The 13,197-nt window shown below is 49.4% G+C and carries 11 protein-coding genes; 5 read left to right on the top strand and 6 right to left on the bottom strand.

What is annotated here, in order from left to right; translation table 11 throughout:
- Positions 1-140 precede the first annotated feature (140 nt).
- From ACFVRY_RS00455 to ACFVRY_RS00445, 3 genes are all read left to right on the top strand, one after another.
- Entirely contained in the window at positions 141-1,886 is a 1,746-nt protein-coding gene (locus ACFVRY_RS00455; protein ID WP_387495879.1) for a DEAD/DEAH box helicase, read from the top strand.
- Entirely contained in the window at positions 1,883-2,950 is a 1,068-nt protein-coding gene (locus tag ACFVRY_RS00450) for a YqhG family protein (RefSeq protein WP_387495877.1), read from the top strand. Before ACFVRY_RS00455 ends, ACFVRY_RS00450 begins: the two co-directional genes overlap by 4 nt.
- A gap of 138 nt (positions 2,951-3,088) precedes the next feature.
- Positions 3,089-4,111: a hypothetical protein gene (locus ACFVRY_RS00445; protein ID WP_387495874.1), complete on the top strand. Its 1,023-nt coding sequence runs from the start codon at positions 3,089-3,091 to the stop codon at positions 4,109-4,111.
- 108 nt (positions 4,112-4,219) lie between these two features.
- On the opposite strand, the gene ACFVRY_RS00440 is transcribed toward ACFVRY_RS00445, so the two are convergent.
- Positions 4,220-4,441, bottom strand: coding sequence for a YqzE family protein (locus tag ACFVRY_RS00440; protein WP_387495871.1), 222 nt, complete (start codon positions 4,439-4,441; stop codon positions 4,220-4,222).
- A 188-nt stretch (positions 4,442-4,629) separates the two neighbouring features.
- Between ACFVRY_RS00440 and ACFVRY_RS00435 the strand changes: the two genes are divergently transcribed.
- Positions 4,630-5,373 carry an N-acetylmuramoyl-L-alanine amidase family protein gene (locus ACFVRY_RS00435; RefSeq protein ID WP_387495868.1) on the top strand — a complete coding sequence of 248 codons (744 nt, stop codon included), beginning with the start codon at positions 4,630-4,632 and terminating at the stop codon, positions 5,371-5,373.
- Here ACFVRY_RS00435 and ACFVRY_RS00430 read toward each other — a convergent pair.
- Positions 5,360-6,313: a divergent polysaccharide deacetylase family protein gene (locus ACFVRY_RS00430; RefSeq protein ID WP_387495865.1), complete on the bottom strand. Its 954-nt coding sequence runs from the start codon at positions 6,311-6,313 to the stop codon at positions 5,360-5,362. The two genes, ACFVRY_RS00435 and ACFVRY_RS00430, sit on opposite strands and share 14 nt — an antisense overlap.
- A gap of 781 nt (positions 6,314-7,094) precedes the next feature.
- Between ACFVRY_RS00430 and ACFVRY_RS00425 the strand changes: the two genes are divergently transcribed.
- Complete coding sequence (locus ACFVRY_RS00425) at positions 7,095-7,784, top strand: DUF7002 family protein (RefSeq protein ID WP_387495862.1); 690 nt, start codon at positions 7,095-7,097, stop codon at positions 7,782-7,784.
- A gap of 44 nt (positions 7,785-7,828) precedes the next feature.
- Here ACFVRY_RS00425 and ACFVRY_RS00420 read toward each other — a convergent pair whose 3' ends face one another.
- The 4 genes from ACFVRY_RS00420 to ACFVRY_RS00405 all read right to left on the bottom strand — a co-directional run bounded on the left by ACFVRY_RS00420 (position 7,829) and on the right by ACFVRY_RS00405 (position 13,183).
- Positions 7,829-8,755: a VanZ family protein gene (locus ACFVRY_RS00420; RefSeq protein ID WP_066371416.1), complete on the bottom strand. Its 927-nt coding sequence runs from the start codon at positions 8,753-8,755 to the stop codon at positions 7,829-7,831.
- Between the two features lie 210 nt (positions 8,756-8,965).
- Positions 8,966-10,648 (bottom strand): methyl-accepting chemotaxis protein, encoded by a 1,683-nt coding sequence (locus ACFVRY_RS00415; protein WP_387495858.1) that lies wholly within the window; start codon positions 10,646-10,648, stop codon positions 8,966-8,968.
- Positions 10,649-10,673: 25 nt separating this feature from the next.
- Complete coding sequence (locus ACFVRY_RS00410; RefSeq protein WP_387495855.1) at positions 10,674-12,404, bottom strand: cache domain-containing sensor histidine kinase; 1,731 nt, start codon at positions 12,402-12,404, stop codon at positions 10,674-10,676.
- Positions 12,404-13,183 (bottom strand): response regulator transcription factor, encoded by a 780-nt coding sequence (locus ACFVRY_RS00405; RefSeq protein ID WP_387495852.1) that lies wholly within the window; start codon positions 13,181-13,183, stop codon positions 12,404-12,406. Before ACFVRY_RS00405 ends, ACFVRY_RS00410 begins: the two co-directional genes overlap by 1 nt.
- Between the last annotated feature and the right edge of the window lie 14 nt (positions 13,184-13,197).

The following is a 13,197-nucleotide window of genomic DNA, read 5'->3' as shown; positions in this document are numbered from 1 at the left end:
CGCTCCATATATCCGCTGGACAGCGCAATCCCCTACTCCCCTTCTCCCGCTTTTACTCTCCCCGGGTTATGAATCCTCTCTTTTCCGCGCATACTACTCTTACACATTCGATATGAATCACTGCGAGAGGAGAATGCTGTATGACGCAATTATTCCGTAATTCTCTGCCCGCTGGGGCGAGTCAGCCTGCGCCCGTGCTGCCTGTTCCTCTTTCTTTCAACCGGAACTGGCTACAGGATTTGGAGTCAAAGCTCGATAAAGGCGGACCCTGGGGCGACTGGCGACTATCTCAGCTGGCCGTGCAGGGCGAAGAAGCCGGTCTGGTAAGTAGCTTCGACGAGTTGCAATGTATGAAGCACTTGTCCGGACTGTCCCCGCTTCCCCACCAAATCGATACTGCCCATAAGGTGCTATTCCAAATGTCGGGACGAGCCATTCTCGCCGATGAGGTTGGACTTGGTAAAACAATCGAAGCCGGGCTGATCCTCAAAGAGTATCTCGTACGTGGACTCGTGTCCAAGGTACTGATTCTCGTTCCGGCCTCCTTAGTGCTGCAATGGGTTCGGGAGTTGAATGCCAAATTCGGCATTTCTGCCATTGCCCAGAAGAAAGCTTATTCCTGGGGCAACGACATTGTTGTCGCTTCACTGGATACCGCCAAACGTGATCCGCATAAAGAAGTGCTGATGAATAACGAGTACGACATGCTGATTATTGACGAGGCCCATAAGCTCAAGAATAAGAAGTCAACCAATTACCAGTTCGTACAACAGCTGCGTAAAAAATACTGTCTCCTGCTTACCGCTACCCCCGTGCAGAACGACCTCGGCGAGCTGTTCAATCTCATTACTTTGCTGAAACCGGGACAGCTCGGGAATCAGGGCGATTTTGCCACCAACTTCGTTGTCGATAAGCGCCAGCCTAAGAACGAAGAGCAGCTCCGCGGGGAGCTGTCTAAACTAATGATCCGCAACCGCCGCGGAGAAGGTCCAGTCAATTTTACCAAACGCAAAGTCCGTAATATCCCCCTGACACTGTCCGAAGAAGAGAAGCGACTCTATGACGGGGTCACTGCTTTTGTCAAAGACCAGTATCAAGAGGCTGGCGGCAATCTCAGTAGCATGCTCTCTCTTGTCACTCTACAGCGGGAGGTATGCAGCAGCCGGGATGCCGTCTTTATCACCTTGGTGAACCTGATCAAGAAATTGCCTGAGGATTCGCCTAAGCGTGATCGGATGATGGAGCTGCTCCAAACGATTCGTACAGTAAAAGCAAATACCAAGGCGGAAAAGACTCTGTCGCTGATCCGTGAAATGAACGAAAAGGTCATTGTGTTCACCGAATATCGGGCCACTCAGGAGTATCTGCTGCAATACTTCCGTGAGGGCGGGCTGCAATGCGTCACCTATTCCGGGGGTATGAACCGTGGCAAAAAAGACTGGATGATGGATCTGTTTCGTGGCCGCGCCCAGGTGATGATTGCCACCGAAGCTGGCGGCGAGGGCATCAATCTGCAATTCTGCCACCATATGATCAACTTCGATCTGCCATGGAACCCCATGCGGGTAGAGCAGCGGATCGGGCGTGTCCACAGACTGGGACAACAAAATGACGTGATGATCTATAACCTGTCGACCCAAGGGACCATTGAAGAGCATATCCTGCATCTGCTGCATGAGAAGATTAATATGTTCGAGATGGTCATCGGCGGACTTGACGTCATTCTGGAAAAGTTCGAGAAGAAAGAATCACTGGAGAAGAGTCTGTACAAGATTATGCTGGAATCGCAAGACGAGAATCAGCTTCGCAGTGGTCTTAACCATATTGGTGAGTCGCTAAGTCAATTGAATACCAGCATCAAGAAGGAAAGTGAGACAACCATATGACCCTCTCCCCACATCAAGTGCGCAAGCAGGTTATGGATTATCTTGAGGCCACAGACTGCTCGATTATTGAGACCTCTCCCCTGCATGTAACAGTCAAGCTCTCTCCCCGTGCAGATCAGATGCTCACGGATCGTCCCTATTATTGGGGCTTCGTAGAACGCACCGGGGTAGCACCCGAGACGCTGTCATTCACGTTCGTGTTCAATCCTGAACAATATGACAGTCAGGCTGAAGTCGCCTTGGCACCTCGAAGTCATGGATTAGGTAATCCGGGCTTAGTGAGAGCCGACATAGGTAATGGAATAACCAGCAAGCTTGGGGAAATAGAAGCGGCCACAGAACCTGCGGGCACTATTTCCGCAGGTTCTGTAGGATCTCCCGCACCTCCCGGCAATCCGCAGGACAGCATTTTGTCCCGCTACTTCGGCGTTGTACCCGCACTGCCCCGGATTGGCCCCGGCATGATCAGGCGCGAGGATGTTATCTATGGCAGCAAACGGCTGCGCCAGATCTGGAACGCTGCCCGCGAGGAAGGCAAATGCCTCTACCTGTTCGAAGACCCTGGGAGTCGCCAGCGAACAACCCTGTTCTCAGCGGCCTATGAGCCGTGGCTTGGAGTCTATTACAAAGTGGAGATGTCATGCGACCTGAAGCGTGAGGAGCTGCATTTTATGGGAATCTCTTTAGTCACAGGTGTCATCACTTATGAATTTGCCAGTAAGCTGTCACCACTCAAGCTGACCCCACGCCTCCCTGAGAATGTCCATGTTCAGCCGCTTGAAATGTCGGTGACGGCAGGCGCGGAACAGCTCGAGGCTAGTCTTACCGCTCGTCTTGCAGAGCTGGATTATAGCTGGGCGGAAGAAGCTCGTGAACGATTGCGGCTAGAGCTGGCTATCATCGACGTCTATTACGAAGAATTGCTCAAGGAACCGGATGAAGAGAAGCGTAAAGAGATCGAGGAGCAATATGCCCGGCGCCGGCAGGAAACCTCATGGCAATATGAACCTCAAATTGCAGTTTCTGCGGTGACCTATGGACTGTTTCATTTGCGGAAGACATAGAATGTGACCCAGCTCGCTAAAAGCAGGCAAAAAAACAGTGGAATTCCCGCAGCCGGCCGCGACAGCTTGCAACACTCTTTTTACAGCTTGTCCTTTACAATATCAGTAAGCCCATGGAGAAGAAAGGTGATCGGTGATATGAAAACATTCGTCCAGCGGGAACGCCGCCATAAGCTCCCCGCTCCCCTCCTGCTGCTGTTATGCCTGGGACTGGTAGCAGCAAGCTTTGGTTTCCCGTCGCAGCTCGCTGCGACCGGTAGCCGCATAAGCGTTGTGCAGGCTGTCTCCCAGGAGGTACCGCCCATCTTCCGGTTTCAGGAGTCTTCCGCTCCTGTAACTCTCGAAGATTTCGCCCAATCAAACATCATAAAGCTGGCAGAGCAAGCCCCCTTCAAGGAGTGGGCGGGTGCAAAGCCTCAATATTACCCACTGGGTCCCGGAACACATGGCTGGCTGGTCAATGTGATGAACGGTAAGCAGCGAATCGGTTATATGATTATCTCCGCCGCAGAGGACGGAGGCTATGTACTGAGTGAATACGGAGCCGGAACCTATGGTCTCCCTTACAGCTTGAGTGAACTGCACCGGTTATTGGTGCAGCAAGGACTTATTTCTTCTACTTATTCGGGTAAGCTGGAACTTACAGCATTGTATGCCCCCCTTCTACCAGTATGGAAGCTAAAGATCGACGGTAAGCTTGTCTTTATTGACGCCGCTACGCCGCAGGTCCTGCCCTGGACCCTGAGCCAGGCAGATAACGCACTCAAGAATACAACAGTCAGCGTAGAGGATGTGACCAGTAAAAAGGCCGCTGTCCCCCATATTCCTTACCGGAGCGGCGGAACGGATGATCCTTATGCAGATTTGCTATGGCTGACATCGCCCAAGCTGGACGTCAAGGATGCGGATAGTTTTACTGCCGAAATCTCTCCTGGCGTAAGCCTTGTCTTTCAGGCAGCGGGCCGCAATAACCTGTTCGGAGCTCCCTTTACGATTACAGGCTACCAGAACTGGCTGCCGACAGAGAAAACTACAGACGACAAGGCGGCTCTATACGCTGCTACCGGAGCAGGAGGCAAACGTTACTTGCCCTTGTCTGTATTGATTCAGAGCGGCACGCTTCATAAGTTACCCGGTAATAGTGCGGCGTCATTCAATTAGCAGCACGATGAAAATGTGAACATGAGAATATGGCAAATAACCTTCCAGCGCCTTTACTGGCACAAGGAAGGTTATTTTCTGTAGTATAGGCGTTGTATCAGAACTAGGCTAAGCATCATGCCCGTTAAGGGAGGATACGGATTCTTTTTCCTTTCGTGGCAAGCTGCCTCGCCAGATAGACCAACCCATAGGGATCATACCGAACCACTTCTCAGACCACGGCTGCTTCGCCATTTCTTTGTGAGAACGGATACTGCTGCGTGGGTCCTCGATAAATACGACTATTTTCTCGGTGATATACTTCACCAGTTCATCGCCGCCTGAAGCCATATTCGCCACCTCCTGCACTGTATTTCCTTGATCTAAGGGACACTACATTATAGCTATAGTGTGCTCCGCCGTCATAAAATCTAAACCCTGAGGAAGAGGGTCGTATAGCTTTGCCTTTAGCGGCACAATCTAACAGTGTAACCACTCCCAGATCTTTTTCCCATTTCAGAGTAAGGAGGCGTGTTTAGATGAAGTTGACCATCGGGCCGAGTCCCTCCAGGCTCCTACGCCGGATCAGTCTCTGCTGGGCGGCTGGAATACTGCTGCTGGCCCAAGGCTATGTGGGAGCCGAACCCGTGCATTCCACGCAGGAGCAGCATAATGATGAGCGGCACCACATGCTAGGTCATGGCCAGCGGATGATCCTGATCGATGCCGGGCACGGGGGCGTGGACGGCGGTACATCCCATGGAAAAATTCTCGAAAAAGATATTACACTGGATATCTCCCGCAAGCTGTTCTTGCTGCTGCGCAGCGATGGCTTCGATGCGATTCTGAACCGTAGCGGCGACTATGCGCCCAGTGATGAGAACCGCTGGCTACGCAGCTCCTCCCGTCATCTGCGTGATCTCGCCCAGCGCAAGGAATTGGCCGAGACGCTGCCTGCCAACGTTGTCGTCAGCATCCATATCAACTGGGCTTCTTCCCCTTCCAAGCATGGACCGCTAGTGCTGTATCGCCAGGAAGGGCGCAGCTTCATGCTCGCCAAGTCGATCCAGAGCCAGTTGAACCATCTGTATGGCACACAGACAGATTCAAGACCCGGCAAGCCCTTTTATCTGCTCAATAAAATAACCGCCACAACGGTAATCGTCGAGGCGGGTTTTATCAGCAGTCCAACGGACCGGGCGAAATTATGCAGCCCTGCGGGGCAGCAGGAGATTGCCGAAGCTGTAGCGAACGGCATTGCCGCTTATCTTATGGAAGTGTAGGCCGGGGAGCCCACTTCCATTCTTCTTTTACAAGATCGGAGATCCCAATAAAGTCGACCGTGTTCTTCATGTCTTCAATGCCGCCGCGAATCCCCGCTGCGGTATTTTTGCCTTGCACACCGACGTGCCCAATAGTTACACAGTAACGCTGATTCAGCGCCCGCTCCTGCACAAGATGCATCTGCTTTCGCACATGGCTGGCGGTATGAACATCATCCAGGAAAATATGGTTCTCCACACGAGGCAAACCGATCTCTTGTGCAACCTGGCCCACCACAGAACGGTAATTAGTCTTGCTGTCCACGAAGAATAATCCACGCTCCTTGCAGACAGCCAATATAATACCCATGATCCGGGGATCTCCCGTCACTTTTGAACCCATATGATTGTTGATACCGATAGCATAAGGAACATTTTCCAGTGCCGCCTCTACCTTCTGACGCACCTCCGCGTCGGTCATCTTCGCCAGCACTGCTCCTGGGCCCAGCCACTCCGGTCTGCCGCTCTTTGGCTCCATCGGCAGATGAACCAGCACATCATCTCCCCGCTTATGAGCACGCTTTGCGTCCTTCTGAGAGGTCGGCAGGAACGGCATCACCGCCACGGTGAGCTTAATCGGCAGGGAAAAGATCTCGTCCGTTCCCTTCATGCCGTTGCCGAAATCATCAATAATAATGGCTACCCGGCTGCGGGTCTGACGGGAACCCTTCGCCTCATTGCCCGTGGGTACAGTGCTTTTTGGACCGTTCACCGAAGCCTTCGGTTGTTGTCCATTGACCTCAGCAGCCGTACTATCCATAGTCTGTATTGCCTTAACGTTTAGCGCTTCGGCTGCTGATGCAGCATAGCTCCCAGATATCGTCAGGCATCCGGCGGACAGCAGCACAGCTATGTTTCTCCCCCCGGTCATGAGCCGATGACGCCATTGGTATTTCCTCATGCCCTCATCTCCTTCTCACTTTGAATTGTGTTCTCATTGTTTGAAGTTTGGAGGGCAATTATGTAGAAGTGACAATACGCAATAATTAACATTCGCTTTGCAAGGGTCACGGTCGAGCTTAAGTCAGAGTTGGATAACAGGAAAACATACCGTTAATTGCAGCCTCTCACCTTATTTGTAATAAATAAAGGGAATTTTTCCTGTTAAGAAGCCCTTTTAGCCCGTAATAGCCTAGTAATGAGGTGATTAACAGGATTTTTTCCAGTTATTTTTATAAAAGAGGTGGTTTGAACAAAATAACTGGAGCTATTCCCGTTATTCCAATGCCCTAACGAATGAAGTTGAACCTTAGGGTAAAAGTACGCTGTTATTTTAAACGTCTGAGTCATTTGCGAGGAATTTACGTTGTGTTGGTTTAATGTCTTATATAATACAATTGAATTCGATTGTTTTTTACCTTAATATTGAAAAAAATACCAAAATGAATCATCCTGAAAGGAATGGTCACAATCCTCGGATATCTGTTTATTTTTATAGCTAACTTCATATTCGCTTATTTTATTTATGATGATCCAAGCTTTGTTAAGCCTTTATTACATTCTATTAGTATCGTAATCATAAGTTTTATTATGGATCTAGTAAGCAAACGCAAAAGAGAAAAGCTCAATAAAGAATTATAAAACAAGTCTTAATAAAGATTAAAAGCATTTCCCCATAGATATCCATTATAATAAATACAGCTTCAAGCATACCGATCCCTTGCATTGGAGAATCTAAACCCATGGACATTGTTGCCGACATCACCAAAAGCCCGCTCAGACGGTCATTGTATCACTTCACCAGAGCCAGGAATCTGCAAGCTATCGCCCATTTCGATGCCCTGTACCCGCCATCCGTTATTGCGCCTCACCTGTCGAAAGGTAAGCGTCGCAGCGAGAAACATTCTACTCTGTTCAATGAACAAGCGGTCATCCTGAATGCTCATTTGCGCATTACCGACGAAGCAATGGACCCTGACACTACACCGGAGCAATTTAGAGCCTGTCTAGACCGTCATGTATTCCTCTGGCCTACCAAGCGCGATTGCCTGGCGATGCTCGGTATGTATTCCCGCCGGGAGCCTGACGAATCCTTTGCCATTCTCCAACTGGATGCCGCCGCACTACTGACGGATCATTTTGGCATCATTGCGCTGTCCAAATACGATTCCGGAAGTTCTCCCCGATATCCTCACCGGATGTCCTACCGGAAGTCCTGCAAAATGTTTCTCCCACTCAACCGCTTCAGGCAATCAACAGCCACTTTTGTTCCGGGTAAACCCTCCGAGATCAAAGAAGTTCTGGTCGCAGGTCCATTAACCCCACTTAGCAAATACTTGCAGACTGTTTATTGCACAGCAGAATCGCTGGTTCCACAGAGGTGGAAAGCCTTGGCGGAAACGCTAGCCGTACTGAATGAAGACAATAAATGATTCATACTACGGCGATCTCACTGCAACTAGCTCCACTTCTATGCTCAATTCGTGACACTTACCAGCAGAGCTCTGGCGACCTGAACGTCATCATCGGTCAACCACACTCTAACCGTAAAAGCAGTGCCTTGTTGTCCCATCAAAGAAACCAAATCCGCTGCAGAACCTTTCTCATATCTGGAAACCAGCTGATTTTTCACTGAACTTATATGTCTGATGAAGATTTTCGTTGCAGCATCCAGGGGGATGTCGGTATACAGCTCACTGGCCGGATTCTCCGCTTTCGAAGTTGATACCGTAGTTATATACTTAGGATTCTGATAAACTGTGATGGTACTTTGCTTAGCCGCTTTCAGATCACCGAACAGATCAGCTGTGCTCTCATCCAGTCCCGCCATAATTCCTTTGTTCTCATCTATATATTCAGCCTTCTGATTGCCGAACGGCAGGAGATTACGATCCACAATTCCAATCACCGCTATACCGCCAATTCCCGTTACAAGGAAAAAGACGACGACCGCATTCAGTATCTGCTCTCTCGAACGCGTCCTCCGCTCGATCCTTTTATACACAGCAATCCCAAGCATCCCTCCGAGTAGATTCAACAGAACATCGTCGATATCGCTGCTGCCGAGTGCCAATACATACTGAATGATCTCAAACGATACTGCCGTGGTCAGTAAGATGCCAATCTTGAATCGAAAAGAGCGCATTACACCCGTGTAAGATACAAAAACCCCCAAGGGAATAAACAGCGCAATGTTACCCAGAGTATTCGCCAGCAGTCGTTTCAACCCTATTGAATCATCGCTGAAATACGTTGTAATTATGTTATAGGGAATGAGGTTCACACTTCGCATCGACAATCCAGGCGTGCTGAAAATTGCTGTTACAGGGATCGTCTTGAATAGGATAAGGTTGATGGCTATCACAGCATACCCGGCAAATAACAGATAGAAAGCTACTTTCACTATGCTGTTTCTCCTCTGGATGTGTTCCATTTACACATTCCTCCCAAGTAAAATATGCTCCTTTTTTCACAAATACCTCTCCAACTCTTATCATAACTGCCCCTCTCTGTTTTGTAAAATATTCCATTATAAACAAAAAGAAGCGAGCCTCCTCTGAACAAGAAGTCTCGCTGCTTACTAGTACTACAGCCATTTGCCAATGGCCTCCTATTAAATTACAAATGCCGCTTCCGTATCTTTAAGATTACTTAAGAGTACTTTGACCTGGTCGGACATTTCTTTCATTTCATTGACCTGATTCATCTGGTTCTTGACGCTCTCGGAAGATAAGTATGTCTTCTCTGATGACTGCCGGGCAATCTCGGTCATCTGTACGATCGAAGCCGTCGCTTCTTCCGTTCCTGCAGAAATTTCCTGGGAGGCAGCGGATACCTCTTGAATACGGTTGAATACAGCTTCTATTTTACCCCGTATGTTCTTGAGTATGACTCCAGCTTCCTCTGTCAGTTGCATTCCGCCAGTAACTTCATCATTCACTGCCCCCATAGAATTCAGGGCGGCTTCAGATTCCGTCTGCAATGTATGAACAAGCCCGGAGATCTCCTCGGCCGACAGGCCAGTTTGCTCCGAAAGCTTGCGGATTTCTCCGGCCACTACCGCAAATCCCCGGCCAGATTCACCGGCTCTCGCTGCCTCAATGGCCGCGTTCAATGCGAGCAGATTAGTCTGGGAGGAAATTTGCCGGATAATCTGGAGGATCTCGTCAATTCTTTTGGTTTTATCAGTCAAGTTGTGCAGCACTTCGTTTAACTGGTTCACAGTAGATTTGATCCGACCCATCTGATGAACCGTCTCTTCGAGCGAAGTGTCGCCTTGCTGGGCCAGCGACGTTGCTTCTTCGCTGATTTCAGCTACACTCTGGGAAGAATCCGCAATCCGCTGAATACCCCCAGCCGCCTCCTCCATGGCATCGGCATTGTCCTGTGAGAGCTGCAATTGCAAGTTGCTGCCATCGTACAGCTCCTGAATACTGGCTGCAATCTCCTGCGCAGCGGCTTCGGTCGTTTCCGCGTTCACGACCAGCCGGTCCACCGCCCTACTGACCTGTCCGGTTCCGAAGCGTACGCTTCCAATCAGATGCGTCAAACTCTCAGTCATTTGGCCAAAAGTCTGGTACAGAAGGCCGATCTCATCCTTTCCCCGCTGCGCTGGAATTTCGATCCGCAGATTGCCGCGTGAAATCTCCGTCGCCAGCTCCATAATCCTACGGATCGGCTTCGAGATTTTCTGGTGAATAATAATATACTGGATCGATCCGAACACCGCCAGCAGGATCAGGCCAATGATCGAAGCATTGAACAATAGCTTGTCCGTTGATTCCAGTGCCCGTGTTAAGGAAAATACAACATCCACTACATAAGCGCCTTGATTATCAATATGTATTGGGGCGATATATTCGAGCTGTTCATTCTTATACAAGCTCTGCTCCTGATTATGACTTACAGTTTGCAGCACTTCTGGCGTGATATCCTGCCCCACTAGCGAAGTATCCTTGGCGGCAATGACCTTTCCACCTTCCACCGCCTCATAGATTTTCATCGATTTAATATCCGGCTGCATTCGCACCTGCTGCTCCAGATAGTTCTGCAGACTATCTTCGCTGGCCTGAATGACTGTACCGAAGGTCTGTACAATCGTCTGCGCCCGCTCCTTATTTTCATCAATAACCAGATTTCGGTTCTGTACATGCACAACAGTAATTATGATTATAACCATCAGTGCGAACATGATCAGCAGGATAAGGTTAAGTTTACGGGGCAGATTCCAGAACGGAAGCTTGATCTGGGTTGTCCCCTCAATCATTGGTTGGTTTATCTGTGTATTGTCCATCATTGTTCTCTCCCTTCCGAAATGCGGGTCAGGGGATAACGATTTTGACTTCAGTCCCTTGTCCGGGCGCGGAAGTGATCGTAACTCCGTAATTCTGCCCGTAATATAGCTTGAGACGTTCATCCACGTTGTGAATGCCGATTCCGCCCAGCTTGGATCGTACCTGTGGTACTGGCTCTTGTCCGGAAGCCCCAGTGTCGGCTTCAAGAATGGCAGGATCAAAGCCTGCTCCGTCATCCTTAATGATAAACTGTACGCTGCCTTCGACTGTCCTGCCACAGCTGATCTCAAGAGATCCCGGTCCGTTTTTCTCTCGTATGCCATGGTAAATCGCATTTTCAACCATTGGCTGCAAAATGATTTTGGGAATGATCAGATCCGACAAAGCGGGATCATACCGCAGTTCATATGACAATTTGTCGCCATACCGTTCTTTCTGGATGATCAAATACTTGGAAACATGCGCCATCTCTTTTTCAATCGTCGTGAATTCTTCACCGCCACTTAATGACAGTTGGAAGAATTCGGCGAGCGCCTTGGTCGTTGATATAACCCGCTCGGTATCCTGAAACTCCGCCATCCATACAATCGTATCCAGCGTGTTATATAGAAAGTGCGGGTTAATCTGGCTGTGCAGCACACTGAGCTCATGCAGACGCAGCGCTCTCTCCTTGGTCTCAATATCCTTTAGCAGTTGACGGATCTCTAGCACCATAGAGTTAAAATGCCGGGCGAGGCCTTGCACCTCTGTAACGCCGGTCTCAGGCACGCTGATGGCCAGCAGTCCGCTCTCTACCTGCTGCATCGCCTGCTCCAGCCGATGAATCGGCCGGGTCATGCTCTTCGCAATCCAGGGCGACGTTACCAAGATAAGGATCAGCAATGCTGCGCCGACCATAATAAACGACTTCATCAGCTGCATGCGAATCTGCTGCAAACCGTCCAAAGAACTGACGCCTACCAGGGTCCAGTCTGTCCCCTTCAGATGAGTCTGGTAGACTAGACGATTCTCCTTCAGATCATATCCCTGAGCCTGCCGACTCATGGCAATTAGCTGCTTCTGCTTGACGCCGTCCACAAAGTAAGAAACGTCCTTATGATAGACAATTTCATGATTGCTATTAATGATAAAAGCATACCCTTTGCTACCCAACTCCAAGCCGTTGAGATAGTCCTCAAGTCCCTTGTATTTGATATCCAGCAGCACGACTCCAAGATTCTGCCCACGCTCATCTTTGACCTCCTGACTCAAGGAAATCACCCAGTTATCCTTGTCCATAGAGAACTTCTGCATCCGTGCAGAGGTAAGCGCAGGAATGTTACTATGTATGGCAGCTACATACCATGGCTCTTCCATCATATCCGACGAACGCCTCATATTCAATTTTTGTTCATTAGATAGTACATAGCCATCCTTACCGATCACGATCACCGATTGAATAAATGGGTCCGAAATCAGCACATTCTGGATGAACTCAAGGACATCCCGCTCACCGGTCTTATTCTTTTCAGCCAGCGTCCGGACGGTCTCGGGATTACGGGCTAGCATCGTGGACAGTACGTTGAGACGGTCAATATACATCTCCACATACGTGCCGCCCTTGGCAATCGCCATCTGACTGGATTCCACGGACTGGTTCATCACCACCCTGGATATGCCGACATAAAGAACACTGCCAGTGATCCCGACCGTCAGAATGCTAATCAGTATGTAAATCCACAGAATACGAAATTGTAGCGAGCGAAAGAAAGGTTTCATTACTCTTTGATCCTTTCACGGTATTGCAGCGGCGACATGCCGAATTTCTTCTTGAAGGAAGAACTGAAGTAATTCGGGTTATCGAACCCTGCGTCCGCGGAAATTTCGTACACCTTTTTGTCCGAAGCCAGTAGCTGCAGCTTGGCCCGTTCCAAGCGAAGGGATACGATATAGTCCTGAAAAGACACCTTGAATAACTTTTTGAACAATGTACTCATATAGCCCGAACTGAAGCCCATTTGCTCCGCTAATGCGGTTAGTGAGAATTCCGGATTAGCGAGGTTGCTCTCAATCACCTGGGCCACATGCTGTTTTTCACCTTCTGGTTCACTGACAGGCACGGTTCCGGCCGTTCGCGACTGCATATCCTTGAGAAGGGTCAGCAGTTCAGTCTGCTGACCCTCATTCTTAAGTTTATTCACCAGTTTGCTCAGGACCTCGAACACATCTTTTCTAGAGACCGGCTTCAGCACATAATCATCGATTCCGATCTTCAAAGCAGTTACCGCATAATCATAATAATCATAGCCGGTAATCACAGCAATCTTGACGTCCGGCTTCAGCACCTTGATTCTTGTCGCAAAATCCAGCCCGTTCATACGCGGCATGTTGATATCCAGCAACACAAGATCCGGGAGCTGCTCCTCAAAAATCCGCAATCCTTCATCACCGCTCGCGGCTTCATGGATCTCCACAATATTCAGTTCGTCGAAAGGGACGAAACGCTTGATGCCGTTTCTTACCAGATCCTCGTCTTCAACGAGCAGCAGCTTATACATAACCTTTAGACTCC

It is taken from the genome of Paenibacillus sp. NPDC057934, from assembly GCF_042887565.1.
GTDB lineage: Bacteria > Bacillota > Bacilli > Paenibacillales > Paenibacillaceae > Paenibacillus_AQ.
This window is presented reverse-complemented; position numbering and strand designations above follow the sequence as displayed.

Excerpts from the sequence above, each read along its gene's own strand:
- ACFVRY_RS00455 (WP_387495879.1), top strand. The coding sequence starts at position 141 with ATGACGCAATTATTCCGTAATTCTCTGCCCGCTGGGGCGAGTCAGCCT.
- ACFVRY_RS00450 (WP_387495877.1), top strand. The coding sequence starts at position 1,883 with ATGACCCTCTCCCCACATCAAGTGCGCAAGCAGGTTATGGATTATCTT.
- ACFVRY_RS00445 (WP_387495874.1), top strand. The coding sequence starts at position 3,089 with ATGAAAACATTCGTCCAGCGGGAACGCCGCCATAAGCTCCCCGCTCCC.
- ACFVRY_RS00440 (WP_387495871.1), bottom strand. The coding sequence starts at position 4,441 with ATGGCTTCAGGCGGCGATGAACTGGTGAAGTATATCACCGAGAAAATA.
- ACFVRY_RS00435 (WP_387495868.1), top strand. The coding sequence starts at position 4,630 with ATGAAGTTGACCATCGGGCCGAGTCCCTCCAGGCTCCTACGCCGGATC.
- ACFVRY_RS00430 (WP_387495865.1), bottom strand. The coding sequence starts at position 6,313 with ATGAGGAAATACCAATGGCGTCATCGGCTCATGACCGGGGGGAGAAAC.
- ACFVRY_RS00425 (WP_387495862.1), top strand. The coding sequence starts at position 7,095 with ATGGACATTGTTGCCGACATCACCAAAAGCCCGCTCAGACGGTCATTG.
- ACFVRY_RS00415 (WP_387495858.1), bottom strand. The coding sequence starts at position 10,648 with ATGATGGACAATACACAGATAAACCAACCAATGATTGAGGGGACAACC.
- ACFVRY_RS00410 (WP_387495855.1), bottom strand. The coding sequence starts at position 12,404 with ATGAAACCTTTCTTTCGCTCGCTACAATTTCGTATTCTGTGGATTTAC.
- ACFVRY_RS00405 (WP_387495852.1), bottom strand. The coding sequence starts at position 13,183 with ATGTATAAGCTGCTGCTCGTTGAAGACGAGGATCTGGTAAGAAACGGC.